Source organism: Streptomyces sp. NPDC057877 (genome assembly GCF_042796855.1).
In the GTDB taxonomy this organism is placed as follows: Bacteria; Actinomycetota; Actinomycetes; order Streptomycetales; family Streptomycetaceae; genus Streptomyces.
Genome location: NZ_JBHVMS010000006.1, coordinates 321,065 through 336,864 on the forward strand (window position 1 = coordinate 321,065; position 15,800 = coordinate 336,864).

Here is a 15,800-nt window from a genome sequence, read left to right on the forward strand (position 1 = left end):
TGCCCACGGTGCCCACGGTGCGCGCGGTGCCCGCTGTGCCCGCTGTGCCCGCTGTGCGCGCGGTGGGCACAGCGCCTACAGGCGCGCCACCGCCGCCGCCACCCTCTCGTCCGTCGCCGTGAGGGCGACGCGTACGAACCGGGCGCCCGCGGGGCCGTAGAAGTCGCCCGGCGCCACCAGGATGCCGCGGGCGGCCAGGTGGGCGACCGTGTCCCAGCAGGACTCGTCGCGGGTGGCCCACAGGTAGAGGCTGGCCTCGCTGTGCTCGATGCGGAAGCCGTGGGACAGCAGGGCGTCGCGCAGGGCGGTGCGGCGGGCGGCGTAGCGGTCGCGCTGCAGGCGGACATGCTCGTCGTCGCCGAGGGCCGCCACGACGGCCGCCTGGGTCGGGGCGGAGGTCATCATGCCGCCGTGCTTGCGGATCTCCAGCAGCGGGCCGAGGACAGCGGGGTCGCCGGCGATGAACGCGGCGCGGTACCCGGCCAGGTTGGAGCGCTTGGAGAGGGAGTGGACGGCCACGATGCCGTCGTACGAGCCGCCGTTCACGTCCGGGTGCAGGACCGAGACCGGGTCGGCCTCCCAGCCCAGCTCCAGGTAGCACTCGTCGGAGAGGAGCAGGACGCCGTGGGCGCGGGCCCAGGCGACAATCCTCGTCAGCTCGGCCTTGGACAGCACCCGGCCGGTCGGGTTGGACGGCGAGTTCAGCCAGAGCAGCCTCAGACCGGCCGGGTCCAGCTCGGTCGGGTCGTCGTACGCCTCGTGGTCCGCGCGGGCCAGCCGGGCGCCGACCTCGTACGTCGGGTAGGCGAGGCGCGGGTAGGCGACCCTGTCGCCGGGGCCGAGGCCCAGCTGGGTCGGGAGCCAGGCGACGAGTTCCTTGGAGCCGACGACCGGCAGGACGTGGTGGTGGGTCAGGTCGCGGGCGCCCAGGCGGCGGCCGAGCCAGCCCGTGATCGCGTCGCGCAGCTCGGGGGTGCCCCAGACGGTCGGGTAGCCGGGCGAGTCGGCGGCGGCGATCAGCGCCTTCTGGATCAGGTCGGGGACCGGGTCGACCGGGGTGCCCACGGACAGGTCGACGATGCCGTCCGGGTGCTCGGCGGCCGTCTTCTTGTACGGCGCGAGCTTGTCCCAGGGGAAGGCCGGAAGGCGGTCGGTGACAGGGGACGCGAAGGGCGCTGACACAGGTTCTGGCTCACTTTCTGGTACGGCAAACGCCTCGGTCCCGTACGGCGCCGGGGATGACCGGAGTCATCGGGCCGTACGGGACCGAGGCGGCACGGTGACGCGGGCCGCTTACCGGGTTACTCGCCCGAGGCCTGCGGCGGCAGCGCGGCGATGAAGGGGTGGTCCCGCTCGATCAGGCCGAGCTTGCTGGCGCCGCCCGGGGAGCCGAGTTCGTCGAAGAACTCGACGTTCGCCTTGTAGTAGTCCTTCCACTCCTCCGGAGTGTCGTCCTCGTAGAAGATCGCCTCGACCGGGCACACCGGCTCACAGGCACCGCAGTCGACGCATTCGTCCGGGTGGATGTACAAGGACCGCTGGCCCTCGTAGATGCAGTCGACCGGGCACTCCTCGATGCACGCCTTGTCCTTGACGTCGACACAAGGCTGCGCGATGACGTAGGTCACGCTGTCGTTCCTCCTCGATACGGGCGCTGGCGGGCCTCCTCAGGCTCCGCCGCCTGGCGCGCGGGAGCGCGGCGTCGTCGATGCCCGCCCCTAGTATCTCCGTTCTTGGGCATGATCCGAACAGGAGGGGTGAACTGGCCTGTGGAAATGTCGGCCGCTGGGCGTCTTGAGGTCCGTATCACCGCCGCTGACGTGGGTAAACGCGTCTCAGTACGGCGATTGACCGGCGCGTCGGACACGGAGGGCAAATTCACCGACACGGTGGGTGTTCTCACATCATGGGATGACGATGTGCTGGTGATCACATGCCGGGACGGGGAGTCCGTCCGGATCGCGGAGTCCTCGCTGGTCGCGGGAAAGGTCGTACCGGCCGCACCGGCGCGCCGCCGTGGACCCGCCGCCTCCTACGAGGAACTGGCGCGGGTCTCCGCGCGGGCCTGGCGCCCGGTGGAGAGCGAGCGGCTCGGCGCGTGGGAGCTGCGCGCCGCCGCCGGGTTCACCCGGCGGGCCAACTCGGTGCTGCCGCTGGGCGATCCCGGGCTGCCGCTGGACGAGGCGCTCACCGTCGTACGGCGCTGGTACGGGGCCAGGGGGCTGCCCGCCTATGTGCAGACCGCCACCGGGGGCGCGGGCACGCAGGAGGTGCTGTGCGCGGAGCTGGAGCGGCGCGGGTGGGTGCGTGAGGTGACCGCCGAGCTGTGGATCGGGGCGCTGGCGCCGGTCGCCGACCTGGGTGCGGAGCCGTCCGCCGTGGTGCTGTCGAGGAGCGCCGACGACGCGTGGCTGGCGCGGTACCAGCGCAAGGGCGTGAGCGAGGTGGCGCTGCGGGTGCTGGGCGGCGGGCCGTCGGTGTGGTTCGCGACCGTGCCGGGGCCGCGGGGGGTCCCGGCCGCGATCGGACGCTGTGTCGTGGACGGGCGGTGGGCCGGGTTCGCCGCCGTGGAGGTCGACCCGGAGCAGCGGCGACGGGGGCTGGCGACGACCGTGATGGCGGCGCTGGCCCGGCAGGCGCTGGCCGAGGGCGCGTCGGCCGGGTGGCTGCAGGTCGAGACGGACAACGCGGGGGCGCGGGAGCTGTACGCCCGGCTGGGCTTCGCCGCGCACCACGCCTACCACCACTACCGGGAGCCGGGCCCCTCCGGCACCTCCGGCTGACTGCTGCTGAAGGGCACCACACATGCGTCCCCCCTTCCCCCCGCCGCCCGAGCGCTCCGCCGAGCTGCGGCGGCGGTTCGCCGCGGAGGCGCGGTCCGAGCTGCCCGATCTGTCGGCGCTGTGTCTGCTGCTGGGCGCGGTGGCGGACGGCTCGCTGGACGAGGCGGGCGTCGACGCCGCGCAGGCGGAGCTGGACGACCTGGCGGGGCGGCTGCCGTTCCGGCCCGGCGGACCGCACGCGTGGGCGGTGGCGTCGCGCGCCCTGCTCGGCGAGCGGCTCGGCTTCCACGGCTCCCCCGGCGACTACCAGCGCCTGGAGTCGTCCCTGCTGCACGAGGTGCTGCGGCGGCGGCGCGGGCTGCCGATCCTGCTGTCCGTGGTGTGGCTGGAGGTGGCACGGCGGGCCGGGGCGCCTGTGTACGGGGTCGCGCTGCCGGGGCACTTCGTGGTCGGGTTCGGGACGCCCGGGGAGCAGGTGCTGGCCGATCCGTTCGACGGGGGGCGGGTGCTGACCGGGTCCGACGCGGAGCTGCTGGTCGCGGGGGCGGCGGGGGTGCCGCTGGAGCCGGGCATGCTGACGCCCGCGGATCCGCTGGACGTGGTGCTGCGGGTGCTGAACAACGTGCGGGCGTGGGCGGCGGCGCGTCCGGAGCGGTCGGATGTGGCGCTGTGGGCGGTGGACCTGTCGCTGCTGCTGCCGTCGCATCCGGCCCGGCTGCGCTACGAGCGGGCGCAGTTGCTCGTGCAGCGCGGGGAGTTCCTCGCCGGGGCGGCCGAGTTGGAGGCGTACGCGGAGGTCGTGGCGGCCGTGGACGAGGCGACGGCGGAGCAGGTACGACGGCAGGCCCGGACGGCCCGGGCGAAGCTCAACTAGGGCCTGTCTGACGATTCCCGCCTGCTCCGCGCCCCTTCGGGCGACGACGGCAATGGTCGGACAGGCCCTAGCGTCCTCGCCCGGACCGTGCGGGTCAGCTCGGGTCCGTGTCTATGACGGCCGTGCGGTCCGAGGTGCTCGTCAGGGCCAGGCGCAGGGCGCCGATCACGTCCTCGACGGTGACCGGGGTCTTCTCGCCGGTGGCGCGGGTGATCCGGACGTCGTCGAAGGTGCTGCCGTACAGCTCCTTCAGCGCGTCCTTGTCGTAGCTCTCGACGAGCTTGCCGTTCACGGCCTTCACACCGAGGAACCGCCACAGGGAGTTCTCGGGGCTGAAGGAGATCGAGTGCGCGGGGTCGGTCTGGACGGTGACGGTGTCGGACATCGCCGGCTGGGCGAACTCCTTCATCATCCGGTCGACCTCGGCCTTGCCGACCGTCGGCTGCCTGGCCGTGGTCGGCACCTGCACGGCGGCGGCGGTGCCGGACTCCACCTGGGTGCGGTAGGCCGCCGCGACGGCGTCGGCCGCCGGGTCCACGGCGATGCCCTTGCCTTCCTTGCCGTAGACCGGGACCGCCTTGCCGGACTCGAACTTGATGGTGCCCTCGGTCACCGAGCCGCTGCCGCCCGCGGCGGTCTCCAGGGCGGCCTGGAGCTTCTCCTCGTCGACCGGCATGACCGGTTCGACGACGCGCTGGTTGCCGAAGAGGGAGCCGATCACCGAGACCGGGTTGTAGTCGCTCTCCGCCGCCGCCGCGACCGTGGCCGTGGCGTCGAACTGGAGGCCCGCCTGGTCCGGCTTGAGGGCGACGGTCTCGCCGTCCACGGACAGCTTGAGCGCGTTGCCGATCCGGTCGCCGAGGGCCTCGTCGAGCTTCTTGACGGCCTCGTCGCGGGTGCCGCCGCCGATGTCGACGCCGAGCACGGTGGTGCCCTTGGGCACGTCGGAGCTGTTCATCAGCAGCCCGGCGCCGTAGGCGACACCGGCGATGACGACCACGGCGCTGCCGAGCAGCACCAGCTTGCTGCGGCCCTTCTTCTTCGGGGCCGCGGCGGCGGGCGCGCTCGGCTTCGGCTGCTGGGGCACCCTCGGCGGGGCCGCCTGGGGCCGGGGTCCGTCGGCGGGCGCGCCGGTGCCGAACGGCGGGGTGCCGTGGTCGGCGGGCGGGACGACGGGGATGCCGCTGCTGACGGTGTGGCCGGAGACGTTGTCCGCGGAGGTGCCGTAGAGGCCGCCGGGGGGTTCGGGGGCGGGCTTCTGCGGGGTGAGGATCGCGGTGTCGTCGCTGAGGCCGCCGCCGGGGCCGGGGTGGCCCGGGTGGCCGGGGGCGCCAGGGGCCGTACGGGGGCCGTTGCCCGCCATGCCGGGGCCACCGGGTACGCCGGGCCCGCCAGGGCCGCCGGGGGCCATGCCGGGGCCGTCGCCAGTGACCGGGCCGCCGGTCGGGCCGGTGGGGTGCTGCTGGGCCGCGCCGTAGCCGCCGTAGGGGTCCTGGGCGTGCTGGCCGGTCTGGCCGCTGGGGTCGTCGTCCGCGTAGTACGGCAGGTCGTCGCGGGTCGGCTCGGTGGCGCGCTGGCCCGCGTTCAGGGCCTCGGTCACGTCGAAGGAGCCGGTGCCGCCGCCGTGGCCGGGGGCGACGGGGCCGCCGGTGGCGCCGGGGAGCCCGGCGCCGTTCGCACCGCCGCCCTGCGTGTTCATGGAGCCGACGCCCCCGCCGGGACGCGCGGCACCCGGCCGCGGGGCACCGGTCGCCGGGGTGCTCGGGGCGGGCGAAGGGGCCAAGGGCGCCGCGCCGTTGGCGGTGCCGCCGCCCTGACCGCCCTTGGGGCCCGAGGACTTGCGGGGCGCGAACCAGTCGCTGGTCTTCTCCTCGGCACCGGGCCCACCCGGGGCGCCGGAACCACCGGGGCCACCGGAATCCGGCACCGCGGACATCCCCGGCACACCGGCCCCCGTCGGCTCCGCGCCCCGCTCACCACCGCCCAGGGCGGCGACGGCGGGTACCCCGCCGGGCGGCGTCGGCGTCTCCCCCTCGGCCGCGCCCGCGTCCTCGGTCTCACCGACGGGCTTGCGCACGACGACCGGCGGAATCGGCCGCGATCCGGGGATGTTGATCCGGATCCGGGTCGTCAGCGTGGTCTCGGTCTTGCGGTCCTCCGGCTGTGCGGCCGTACGGCCCGCGTCCGCGTTGCCGCCCGGCCCCGTGGGGGTGCCGTACGGCGGCGTGCCCGACGGGTAGGCGGCTCCACCGCGCCCGTTGGGCCCGGAGGACGGACTGTCAGTTTCACGACTCAAGGCAGGTTCTCCCGGTTGGCTCGCCGCCCGTTGCGACCTCGCTCTGCTAGGGGGTCCCCCCGGCTCGAACGAATTCGTCGAGTGCTTGGGGGAGGCTCGGCGGCGGGACCACCATACTGGCCACTTCTGGCGCTTATCCCACGACCGCTGTGGAAACCCACACCGGACTCGCACGAGCGCGGGATGGCGAACTGGTACGTCAATGCCAAGTCGGGCGGAGCGACCCTACGGTTGCCGTCCGGTCGCAAGCGTGGCGCACATCACAGCCACACCCATGCCACCGAGCAGGAAGAGGTACGAGCCCGCTCCCGCGGCGAAGAGGAAGTCGCCCTCCGGACGGCTGGCGGTGAGCAGCACGGCGGCGACCATCCAGCCCGCCGCGGGCGCGATCGCCCCGCCCCGGCCGCCGAGCGCGCGGGCACCGCCGAGGAACAGCCCGGCCGCACCGGCGAGCGCGAGCAGCAGCCCGCCGGGGAACCACCCGGCCTGCACCAGCGCCCCGGCGCCGCCGACGACCGCGCCGAGCAGAAAGAGCCCCAGGTAGACGACGATCCGCACGGCGGACGGCCGGTGCAGGGGCTGGGCGAGCAGGGAGCCACGGTCACTCATGCCGCACCTTCCAGGGGGATCCCGGCGAACAGGTCGCGCTCCCGTTCGCCGCCGCGGCCGGGTTCGCCGCTGGCCAACTCGTAGTACTCGGTGGCGAAGATCGGCTGCGCCAGCTCGTTGGAGAGCGCGAAGTACGGCTCTACGGCCTCGATCTGGGTGGCGTGCGCGGCCATCGCCGCGGTTTTGGCGGCGGCGTACGCGGTGCCGTCGATCTCGGCGGTGATCCGCTCGTCGGGGACGACGCCGGGTACGTCGTCGAGGGTGGCGCTCCGGGTGAAGGGCAGGCCGGGCAGCGCCTCGCGCAGGCGGTCGAAGGCCTCCTCGGCGGCCGTGCGCGGGACGCGGTTCCAGTAGACCTTGGCGACGGGGCAGCCCGCCTCGGCGGCCAGCTCGGCGGCGCGCATGGCGATGCGGTGGGCCTGGATGTGGTCGGGGTGGCCGTACCCGCCGTTCGGGTCGTAGGTGACCAGGACCTGGGGGCACACCTCGCGGATGACCTCGACCAGTTGGGCGGCGGCCTCGTCGAGGTCGGCCTGCCAGAGGCAGCCGGGGTCGTCGTTGTCGGGCAGGCCCATCATCCCGGAGTCCCGGTACCGGCCCGGGCCGCCGAGCTGACGGAAGTCCTCGACGCCGAGCGCGCGCATGGCGGCGGTCAGTTCGCCGAGCCGGTGCTCGCCGAGGGCGGCGCCGGTGAGGTGGGCGAGCCCGGGCGGGATGACCTCGCCGCGCTCACCGAGGGTGCAGGTGACCAGCGTCACATGGGCACCCTCGGCCGCGTACCTGGCCATGGTCGCGCCGTTGTTGATCGACTCGTCGTCCGGGTGCGCGTGCACCAGCAGCAGACGACGCGCGGGCAGTTCCGTCATGGACCCACCCTACGAGTCCGTGGTGGGCCCGCCCCACGAGGACCGCCGCGGCGCCGCGCGCCCCCGTCAGAACTTGATGCTGCCGATCATGCCCGCGATGTTCGTGGTCAGCTCGTTGATCGTCGGCGCGACGGTCGAGGAGGCGAGGTAGAAGCCCAGGAGCATGCACACCACGGCATGCCCGGCCTTCAACCCCGACTTCTTGACCAGCAGGAAGACGATGATCGCCAGCAGCACCACCGCCGAAATCGAGAGTGCCACGGCGGCTCACCTCCAAGAACCCGGGAACGTGGGGGAAACGGTCTGGAAACGGTCGGGAACACGTGCGGGGGAACTGGTAAATCCATACAACAGCCAGCAGGTTCATACCCACGCAGCGCTAGTGATCATAACTATGAGTACGTGCGCATCGATCGGCGCACGGCCGCACAAGGGGGCGCATGGCCAATATGGTCAGGGCATGACGATGGCGCCTGATTCCTTCCCCCGACGGCACGCCCGCACCCAGCGATTCACGCTCGGCGCGCCGCGTTCGTTCACGGTGGCTCCCGACGGTTCCCGTGTCGCGTTCCTGCGCTCCGGCTCCGGCTCCGACCGGGCCAACTCCCTGTGGGTTCTCGACATCGCGGACGGCCAGGAGCGCCTGGCCGCCGACCCGGGCGCCCTCCTCGGCGGCGCGGGTGAGGACCTGCCGCCGGAGGAGCGGGCGCGGCGTGAGCGCAGCCGTGAGGGCGGTGCCGGGATCGTCGGCTACGCCACCGACACGGCCGTGGAGTTGGCGTCTTTCGCCTTGTCAGGGCGGCTTTTCACGGCCGAGCTACGGGCCGGTACGGCGCGTGAACTGCCCACCGTGGGGCCGGTGATCGACCCGCGCCCAGCGCCCGACGGACGGCATGTCGCGTATGTCGCGCGGGGTGCCCTGCGGGTGGTCGGCGCGGAGGGCGAGGACGACCGGGCGCTCGTCGAGCCGGAGGCGGAGGGGGTTTCCTACGGTCTGGCCGAGTTCATCGCCGCGGAGGAAATGGCGCGTTCGCGTGGGTTCTGGTGGGCTCCGGAGTCCGACCGGCTGCTGGTGGCGCGGGTCGACGACACGCCGGTGCGGCGCTGGTGGATCTCCGACCCGGCCCGGCCGGAACGTGACCCACAACACGTCCCGTACCCGGCCGCGGGCACGCCCAACGCGGACGTACGACTGCTGGTGGTCGGCCTGGACGGCACCCGCACCGAGGTGCTCTGGGACCGCGCCCGGTACCCCTATCTGGCCCGAGTGCACTGGTCAGCGGCGGGCGCCCCGCTGCTGCTCGTACAGGCGCGGGATCAGCGTGGCCAGCTGTATCTGGCGGTGGACCCGGACACCGGCGTGACCCGGATGGTGCACGCCGACGATGATCCGATTTGGCTTGATCTTTTCCCCGGGGTGCCGTGCTGGACGCCCGCCGGGCAGCTGGTGCGGATCGCCGACGAGGGGGGCGCCCGGGTGCTCGCGGTCGGCGAACGCCCGCTGACCGGACCGCAGTTGCACGTGCGGGCGGTGCTCGACGTCTCGGACGACGACGTACTGGTGGCGGCGTCCGCGGGGGCGGAGGCGACGGCCGCGGAGATCGGCGAGACGCATGTGTACCGGGTGAACGAACTGGGCCTGGAACGGCTGTCCCAGGAACCCGGCGTGCACTCCGCGGTGCGCTCCGGCAGCGTCACCGTGCTGGTGTCGCACACGCTCGACCGGCCCGGGGCCCAGGCGCGGGTGCTGCGGGACGGCAAGCAGCTCGCCACGGTCCGCTCCTACGCCGAAGATCCCGGTTTGACCCCGCGCATCACGCTCACCGAGGGGGGCGCACGCCGCATCCCGTGCGCCGTGCTTATGCCTCGGGACTACGCCGGTGACACCGCGCTCCCGGTCCTCCTCGACCCCTACGGCGGCCCGCACGGCTCCCGCGTCGTCGCCGCGCACAACGCCCACCTCACCTCCCAGTGGTTCGCCGACCAGGGCTTCGCGGTGGTCGTCGCCGACGGCCGCGGCACCCCGGGCCGCTCCCCCGCCTGGGAGAAGGCCATCCGGGACGACCTCGCCGAGGTCGTCCTCCAGGACCAGGTGGACGCCCTCCAGGCGCTGGCCGCCGAGCACCCGCTCGACCTGACCCGGGTCGCCATCCGCGGCTGGTCCTTCGGCGGCTATCTGGCGGGCCTCGCGGTACTGCGCCGCCCCGACGTCTTCCACGCGGCGGTGGTCGGCGCCCCGGTCACCGATCTACGCCTCTACGACACCCACTACCAGGAGCGCTACCTCGGCCACCCGGACGAGCGGCCGGAGGTCTACCGCCGCAACTCGCTGATCGACGACGCGGGCCTGGTCGACGCGGCCGAGCCGCACCGCCCGATGATGATCGTCCACGGCCTCGCCGACGACAACGTGGTGGTCGCCCACTCCCTGCGCCTGTCCTCCGCCCTCCTGGCCGCGGGCCGCCCGCACGAGGTGCTCCCGCTGTCCGGGGTCACGCACATGACGCCGCAGGAGGAGGTCGCGGAGAACCTGCTGCTGTTCCAACTGGACTTCCTGCGGCGCGCCCTCAACCTGGCCTGAGCGGAAGACCTCCGGGAGCACCGCAACCATCAATTGAGGAACCACGACGAAACACCGGCCAGTTCCGCGAGAGCGGCGCCGGTTTAGGCGCAAGAACGGGGCAACGGGCCGGGGTGACATGGCGCGCCCCGGCCCGTTTACGGCACCCGCACGGCCGTACGCTCTATAGCGTGCCGCGTCCGTATATCGGAGCCGGGTCAGGGGAGTTGCCTTTCTGTTACTCGGCCGGGGTCTCCGGCGGCACCACCTGTTTCTCCTCCGCGAAGTGGCAGGCCGAGTCGTGGGCGGCGGGGCCCCTCACCCCCTGGAACTCCCCCGGGACCGCCAGCGCCGGTACCTCCACCACGCACCGCTCGCGCGCCTTCCAGCAGCGCGTGCGGAAGCGGCAGCCGGACGGGATCTTCGTCGGGGACGGCACGTCACCGGCCAGGATGATCCGCTCCCGGTGCTCACGGGCCTCCGGGTCGGGCACCGGGACCGCGGAGAGCAGCGCCTGGGTGTAGGGGTGGGTCGGATGGTCGTAGATCTCCTCGTCCGTGCCCGTCTCGACGATCCGGCCGAGGTACATCACCCCGACCCGGTCGGAGATGTGGCGCACGATCGACAGGTCATGGGCGATGAAGACGTAGGAGAGGTCGAACTCGTCCTGGAGGCGGGCCATCAGGTTGATGACCTGCGCCTGCACCGACACGTCCAGCGCGGAGACCGGTTCGTCGGCGACGATGATCTCGGGGCGCAGGGCGAGGCCGCGGGCGATGCCGATGCGCTGGCGCTGGCCGCCGGAGAACTGGTGCGGGTAGCGGTTGATGTACTCGGGGTTCAGGCCGACGACGTCCAGCAGCTCCTGGACCCTCTTGCGCCGGTCTCCCTTGGGGGCCGCCTCGGGGTGGATCTCGTAGGCCTCGCCGATGATGTCGCCGACGGTCATCCGGGGGTTGAGGGAGGTGTACGGGTCCTGGAAGACCATCTGGATGTTGCGGCGTACGGCCTTCAGGGCGCGGCCGGAGAAGCCGGTGATGTCCTGGCCCTTGTACCGGATCGTCCCCGCGGTCGGCTTCTCCAGGCTGACCAGCATCTTGGCGACCGTGGACTTGCCGCAGCCGGACTCGCCGACGATGCCGAGGGTTTCGCCGCGGTCGAGGTGGAAGTCGACGCCGTCCACGGCCTTCACGGCGCCGACCTGCTTCTTGAAGAGGACGCCCTGGGTGAGCGGGTAGTGCTTGACCAGCCCGCTCACCTCGAGGATGGGCTCAGCCATGCAGGCACTCCCTCCAGAAGTGGCAGGCGCTGCCGCGCTCGCCGGGCCCCTCGACCTCGTACAGGGGCGGCTCATCGGTCGTGCAGACGTCCCTGGCCAGCGGGCAGCGCGGGTGGAAGGCGCAGCCCGGCGGGATGCGGAGCAGACTGGGCGGCAGGCCCTTGATGGCGTACAGCTCCTGGCCCTTCTGGTCCAGGCGCGGGATGGAGTCCAGCAGGCCGCGGGTGTACGGGTGGGCGGGCGCCTTGTAGATGTCGTGGACGGGCGCGGACTCCACGATCCGGCCCGCGTACATCACCGCGATCCGGTCGGCGACGTCGGCGACCACGCCGAGGTCGTGGGTGATGAGGATGAGCCCCATGTGGTACTCGCGCTGCAACTCCGCGAGCAGCTCCATGACCTGGGCCTGGACGGTGACGTCGAGGGCGGTGGTGGGCTCGTCGGCGATGATCAGCTTCGGCTCCAGCGCGAGCGCCATCGCGATCATGATGCGCTGGCGCATGCCGCCGGAGAACTGGTGCGGGTACTGCCGTACGCGCTCCCTGGCGGCCGGGATGCGGACGCGGTCCATCAGCTCCACGGCCTTGGCGCGGGCGTCCTTCCTGGACATCCCGCGGTGCACGGTGAACATCTCGGCGAGCTGGTCGCCCACGGTGAGCACCGGGTTGAGCGCGGAGAGGGCGTCCTGGAAGATCATCGCCATCTCGGCGCCGCGGACCTTCCTGCGCTGGTCCTCCTTCAGCTTCAGCAGGTCCCGGCCCTGGAAGAGGACCTCGCCGCCGGTGATCCGGCCGGGCGGCATGTCGAGGATGCCCATGATGGCCTGGGCGGTGACGGACTTGCCGGAGCCGGACTCGCCGAGCACGGCGAGGGTCTCGCCCGCGTCCACCCGGTAGCTGACGCCGTTGACGGCCTTGGCGACGCCGTCGCGGGTGCGGAACTCCACGTGCAGGTCGCGTACGTCGAGCAGCATGGCGGCGGCTCACCTCAGCTTCGGGTCGAGGGCGTCGCGCACCGCGTCGCCGAGCATGATGAACGCGAGCACGGTGACCGCCAGCGCCCCGGAGGGCCACAGCAGGGCGTGCGGGGCGTTGCGGATGTACGGCGAGGCGGCGGAGATGTCGATGCCCCACGAGACGCTGGGCGGGCGCAGGCCGACCCCGAGGAAGGACAGGGTGGCCTCCAGCGCGATGTAGGTGCCGAGCGCGATGGTGGCGACGACGATCACCGGGGCGACGGCGTTGGGCGCGATGTGCCGCAGCAGCAGCCGGGAGTGGGAGGCGCCGAGGGCGCGGGCGGCCTGGACGTAGTCGTTCTGCTTGGCGGTGATGACGGAGCCGCGGGCGATCCGGGAGAGCTGCGGCCAGCCCAGCAGCACGATGAACCCGATCACCGGCCAGATGGTGTTGCTGGTGACCACCGACAGCAGCACCAGCCCGCCGAGGACGACGGGGATCGCGAAGAAGACGTCGGTGATGCGGGAGAGCACCGCGTCCCCGACGCCGCCGAAGAAGCCCGCCAGGGCGCCCAGGACGCTCCCCAGGACCGCGACCCCGAGGGTGGACAGGACACCGACCGCGACGGACGTACGGGCCCCGTAGACGGTCCGTGTGTAGACGTCGCAGCCCTGCCCGTTGAAGCCGAAGGGATGGCCGGGCTGGGAGCCCTCCTGGGCGCGGGCGAGGTCGCACTTCAGCGGGTTCCCGGAGGCGATCGCCGACGGCCACAGGGAGATGAAGACCAGGAAGAGGATGACCAGCGCGGAGCCGATGAAGACGGGGTTGCGGCGCAGGTCGTGCCAGGCGTCGGACCACAGGGAGCGCGGCTTCTCCTGCGGGCCGGTGCCCTCGGGGCCGCCGGGCGTCCGCTCCAGGGTCTCCGCCTCCGCCAGTCCCAGGTCCATGGCACCTCCCTGGCCGGTGGCGGCGATGGCGTTGTCGGGCTCGCGCGGCGGCTCAGGCATAGCGGATCCTCGGGTCGAGTACGGCGTACAGGAGGTCGACGATGAGGTTGGCCAGCAGGAAGACGAGCACGAGGACGGTCACGAAGCCGACGACGGTCTGGGTGTTCTGGCGCAGGATGCCCTGGTAGAGCTGGTAGCCGACGCCGTGGATGTTGAAGATCCGCTCGGTGACGATCGCGCCGCCCATGAGGAAGCCGACGTCGGCGCCGATGAAGGTGACGACGGGGATGAGCGAGTTGCGCAGCAGGTGCCGGGTGATCACCCGGCGCCGGGGCAGGCCCTTGGCGACGGCCGTACGGACGTAGTCGGAGCGCCGGTTCTCCGCGATGGAGGTACGGGTCAGCCGGGTGACGTACGCGAGCGAGACCGAGGCGAGGACCAGCCCCGGCACGATCAGCTCGTCGAAGGTGGCCTCGGAGGAGACGGACGGCTTGATCCACCCCCACTTCACCCCGAGCAGCAGCTGGATCAGCAGACCCGTGACGAAGGTGGGCACCGAGATGACGACCAGGGTCACCAGCAGGACGCCGGTGTCGATGGGACGGCCGCGGCGCAGGCCGGTGACGACGCCGAGGCCGATCCCGATGACGATCTCGAACAGGATCGCCACGAGCGTGAGCCGGATGGTGACCGGGAACGCGGTGCCCATCAGCTCGGTGACCGGCTGGCCGTTGAAGGCGGTGCCGAAGTCGCCGGTGAAGACGTTGCCCATGTAGGTCAGGTACTGCTGCCACACGGGCTTGTCGAGGCCGAACTCGTGGCGCAGCTGGGCCGCGGTCGCCGGGTCGCACTGGCGGTCGCCGCAGAGTCCCGCGATGGGGTCGCCCATGACGTTGACCATCAGGAAGATCAGCAGCGTGGCCCCGATGAAGACCGGGATCATCTGGAGCAGCCGCCGGACGACGTAGCGTCCCATCGCCGCCCCCTCTCAGCCGACCTGGATCTCGTTGTAGACGGGGACGCTGAACGGGTTGAGCTTGACGCTGGACAGCCGCTCCGAGTAGCCCGCGCTGCCGTTCTGGTACCAGAGCGGGATGGCGGCCATGTTGTCGCGGACGACCTCCTCGGCCCGCTGGAAGAGGTCGACGGCCTTGGCGGTGTCGGACTCGGCGTTGGCCTGGTCGACGAGGTCGTCGAACTCCTTGTTGGTCCACTTGCCGTCGTTGGAGGAGGCGTTGGTGTAGTAGAGCGGCTGGAGGAAGTTCTGGATCAGCGGGTAGTCCATCTGCCAGCCCGCGCGGAACGGGCCGCTCATCTTCTGGTCGGTGATCTGGCTGCGGAAGTCGGCGAAGGTGCCGACGGGGTTACCGACGCAGGCGCGGTCGTTGTCGAGGGCGTTGTTGATGGAGTTGCAGACGGCGTCGACCCAGTCCTTGTGGGACCCGGTGTCGGCGTTGTAGGTGATCTTCACCTGCCCGCCGGGCAGTCCACCGCCCTGCTCGATCAGCTTCTTCGCCTCGGCGGGGTCGTACTCGCACAGCTCCCCGCACAGCTCCGGGTCGAAGCCGCCCTCCTCGCCGAGGACGGGGGAGGTCCAGTCCTTGGCGGGGGTGCGGGTGTCCTGGAAGATCGTCTTGGTGATCTGCTCACGGTCGATGGCGCGGGACAGGCCCTTGCGGACGTTCGCGATGTCGTCCGCGCTCCAGTTCCGGTCGTAGAACGGGAAGGCGAGGGTCTGGATGATCCCGGCGGGGGTGTTGATGTACCGGTCGCCGAGGTCGTTCTCCACGTTCCGCAGCTGGGCGGCGGGCACGTCGTCGACGAGGTCGAGGTTCCCGGCCAGCAGGTCGGTGTAGGCGGTGTTGTTGTCGGTGTAGACCTTGAGGTCGACGCCGCCGTTGCGCGCCTTGTCGTCGCCGGGGTAGTCGGCCCACTGGCGCAGGGACATCTGGGAGCCACGGGTGTACGAGTCCACCAGGTACGGCCCGTTGCCGATCGGCTTGGCCAGCCAGGCGTCGTGGTCCTCGAAGAACGCCCGGGGCAGCGGCACGTAGGCGTTGTAGCCGAGGGTCTCGGGAAAGGTCGAGAACTTCTGGTTCAGCCGGACGGTGAAGGTCCGCTCGCCGGTGACCTTCAGACCGGACAGGGTGTCGGCGGTCTGCTTGCTCCCGTCCTCCGGGTGGACCTCGTCGTAGCCCTCGATGTAGCTGAAGAAGTAGGCGTTGCGCTGGTTGTTCTTCAGGCTGGCGCCGTAGTTCCAGGCGTCGACGAAGGACTGGGCGGTGACCTTCTCGCCGTTGCTGAAGGTCCAGCCGTCCTTGACGGTGACGGTGAAGTTCCGCGAGTCGGTGGTCTCGATGCTCTCCGCGAGCATGTCCTTGGCCTCGCCGGTCTCCGGGTCGTACTTCTTCAGCCCGCGGAAGACCATGTCGAGCACCTTGCCGCCCTGCACCTCGTTGGTGTTGGCGGGCTCCAGCGGGTTCTGCGGATCACCCCACGACGAACTGAGCACGGCCCCCGTGTCACCCGAGCCGCCCCCGTCGTCCCCACCCCCACAGGCGGTCCCCACCAGCCCCACGGCCACCGCACCCGCGACCCACCTGGCGTACCTGCCTCCACCCATGGAGTCC

The 15,800-nt window shown here is 72.1% G+C and carries 14 protein-coding genes; 3 read left to right on the forward strand and 11 right to left on the reverse strand.

The window, feature by feature from the left end:
- Nucleotides 1-75: 75 nt before the first annotated feature.
- Both ACFVQG_RS20045 and fdxA read right to left on the reverse strand, forming a co-directional pair.
- A complete protein-coding gene (locus ACFVQG_RS20045; RefSeq protein WP_383384663.1) occupies nucleotides 76-1,182 on the reverse strand; it encodes a bifunctional succinyldiaminopimelate transaminase/glutamate-prephenate aminotransferase in 1,107 nt (368 codons plus the stop codon).
- Between the two features lie 119 nt (nucleotides 1,183-1,301).
- The gene (fdxA, locus tag ACFVQG_RS20050; RefSeq protein WP_053665104.1) at nucleotides 1,302-1,628 is read right to left on the reverse strand and encodes a ferredoxin; all 327 of its coding nucleotides are present in this window, start codon (nucleotides 1,626-1,628) and stop codon (nucleotides 1,302-1,304) included.
- A gap of 141 nt (nucleotides 1,629-1,769) precedes the next feature.
- Here fdxA and ACFVQG_RS20055 point away from each other — a divergent pair, with 141 nt between their 5' ends.
- Entirely contained in the window at nucleotides 1,770-2,783 is a 1,014-nt protein-coding gene (locus tag ACFVQG_RS20055; protein WP_383385565.1) for a GNAT family N-acetyltransferase, read from the forward strand.
- Nucleotides 2,784-2,805: 22 nt separating this feature from the next.
- Nucleotides 2,806-3,657, forward strand: coding sequence for a tetratricopeptide repeat protein (locus tag ACFVQG_RS20060; RefSeq protein ID WP_383384666.1), 852 nt, complete (start codon nucleotides 2,806-2,808; stop codon nucleotides 3,655-3,657).
- 94 nt (nucleotides 3,658-3,751) lie between these two features.
- Here ACFVQG_RS20060 and ACFVQG_RS20065 read toward each other — a convergent pair whose 3' ends face one another.
- The 4 genes from ACFVQG_RS20065 to ACFVQG_RS20080 all read right to left on the reverse strand — a co-directional run bounded on the left by ACFVQG_RS20065 (nucleotide 3,752) and on the right by ACFVQG_RS20080 (nucleotide 7,689).
- Nucleotides 3,752-5,953, reverse strand: coding sequence for a hypothetical protein (locus tag ACFVQG_RS20065; protein WP_383384669.1), 2,202 nt, complete (start codon nucleotides 5,951-5,953; stop codon nucleotides 3,752-3,754).
- Between the two features lie 225 nt (nucleotides 5,954-6,178).
- Nucleotides 6,179-6,562: a DUF6113 family protein gene (locus ACFVQG_RS20070; protein WP_383384672.1), complete on the reverse strand. Its 384-nt coding sequence runs from the start codon at nucleotides 6,560-6,562 to the stop codon at nucleotides 6,179-6,181.
- Nucleotides 6,559-7,428: an N-acetyl-1-D-myo-inositol-2-amino-2-deoxy-alpha-D-glucopyranoside deacetylase gene (gene mshB / locus ACFVQG_RS20075; RefSeq protein WP_383384675.1), complete on the reverse strand. Its 870-nt coding sequence runs from the start codon at nucleotides 7,426-7,428 to the stop codon at nucleotides 6,559-6,561. Before mshB ends, ACFVQG_RS20070 begins: the two co-directional genes overlap by 4 nt.
- A 66-nt stretch (nucleotides 7,429-7,494) precedes the next feature.
- Nucleotides 7,495-7,689 (reverse strand): hypothetical protein, encoded by a 195-nt coding sequence (locus ACFVQG_RS20080; protein WP_360217543.1) that lies wholly within the window; start codon nucleotides 7,687-7,689, stop codon nucleotides 7,495-7,497.
- Between the two features lie 199 nt (nucleotides 7,690-7,888).
- Here ACFVQG_RS20080 and ACFVQG_RS20085 point away from each other — a divergent pair, with 199 nt between their 5' ends.
- On the forward strand, nucleotides 7,889-10,009 hold the full coding sequence (locus ACFVQG_RS20085) for a prolyl oligopeptidase family serine peptidase (RefSeq protein WP_383384678.1): 2,121 nt from the start codon (nucleotides 7,889-7,891) through the stop codon (nucleotides 10,007-10,009).
- A 217-nt stretch (nucleotides 10,010-10,226) separates the two neighbouring features.
- On the opposite strand, the gene ACFVQG_RS20090 is transcribed toward ACFVQG_RS20085, so the two are convergent.
- Genes ACFVQG_RS20090 through ACFVQG_RS20110 form a run of 5 tightly spaced genes read right to left on the reverse strand, consistent with a single transcriptional unit; the run spans nucleotide 10,227 to nucleotide 15,793 of the window.
- A complete protein-coding gene (locus ACFVQG_RS20090) occupies nucleotides 10,227-11,267 on the reverse strand; it encodes an ABC transporter ATP-binding protein (RefSeq protein WP_383384681.1) in 1,041 nt (346 codons plus the stop codon).
- On the reverse strand, nucleotides 11,260-12,240 hold the full coding sequence (locus ACFVQG_RS20095) for an ABC transporter ATP-binding protein (protein WP_383384684.1): 981 nt from the start codon (nucleotides 12,238-12,240) through the stop codon (nucleotides 11,260-11,262). Before ACFVQG_RS20095 ends, ACFVQG_RS20090 begins: the two co-directional genes overlap by 8 nt.
- A 9-nt stretch (nucleotides 12,241-12,249) precedes the next feature.
- On the reverse strand, nucleotides 12,250-13,230 hold the full coding sequence (locus ACFVQG_RS20100; RefSeq protein ID WP_383384687.1) for an ABC transporter permease: 981 nt from the start codon (nucleotides 13,228-13,230) through the stop codon (nucleotides 12,250-12,252).
- Entirely contained in the window at nucleotides 13,223-14,146 is a 924-nt protein-coding gene (locus ACFVQG_RS20105) for an ABC transporter permease (RefSeq protein WP_383384690.1), read from the reverse strand. The genes ACFVQG_RS20100 and ACFVQG_RS20105 overlap by 8 nt, the downstream gene beginning before the upstream one ends.
- A 12-nt stretch (nucleotides 14,147-14,158) precedes the next feature.
- The gene (locus ACFVQG_RS20110; protein ID WP_383384692.1) at nucleotides 14,159-15,793 is read right to left on the reverse strand and encodes an ABC transporter substrate-binding protein; all 1,635 of its coding nucleotides are present in this window, start codon (nucleotides 15,791-15,793) and stop codon (nucleotides 14,159-14,161) included.
- Nucleotides 15,794-15,800: the final 7 nt, after the last annotated feature.

Coding starts and splice junctions, on each gene's coding strand:
- ACFVQG_RS20110 (WP_383384692.1), bottom strand. CDS start 15,793: ATGGGTGGAGGCAGGTACGCCAGGTGGGTCGCGGGTGCGGTGGCCGTG.
- mshB (WP_383384675.1), bottom strand. CDS start 7,428: ATGACGGAACTGCCCGCGCGTCGTCTGCTGCTGGTGCACGCGCACCCG.
- ACFVQG_RS20090 (WP_383384681.1), bottom strand. CDS start 11,267: ATGGCTGAGCCCATCCTCGAGGTGAGCGGGCTGGTCAAGCACTACCCG.
- ACFVQG_RS20070 (WP_383384672.1), bottom strand. CDS start 6,562: ATGAGTGACCGTGGCTCCCTGCTCGCCCAGCCCCTGCACCGGCCGTCC.
- ACFVQG_RS20085 (WP_383384678.1), top strand. CDS start 7,889: ATGACGATGGCGCCTGATTCCTTCCCCCGACGGCACGCCCGCACCCAG.
- ACFVQG_RS20060 (WP_383384666.1), top strand. CDS start 2,806: ATGCGTCCCCCCTTCCCCCCGCCGCCCGAGCGCTCCGCCGAGCTGCGG.
- ACFVQG_RS20095 (WP_383384684.1), bottom strand. CDS start 12,240: ATGCTGCTCGACGTACGCGACCTGCACGTGGAGTTCCGCACCCGCGAC.
- ACFVQG_RS20100 (WP_383384687.1), bottom strand. CDS start 13,230: ATGCCTGAGCCGCCGCGCGAGCCCGACAACGCCATCGCCGCCACCGGC.
- ACFVQG_RS20105 (WP_383384690.1), bottom strand. CDS start 14,146: ATGGGACGCTACGTCGTCCGGCGGCTGCTCCAGATGATCCCGGTCTTC.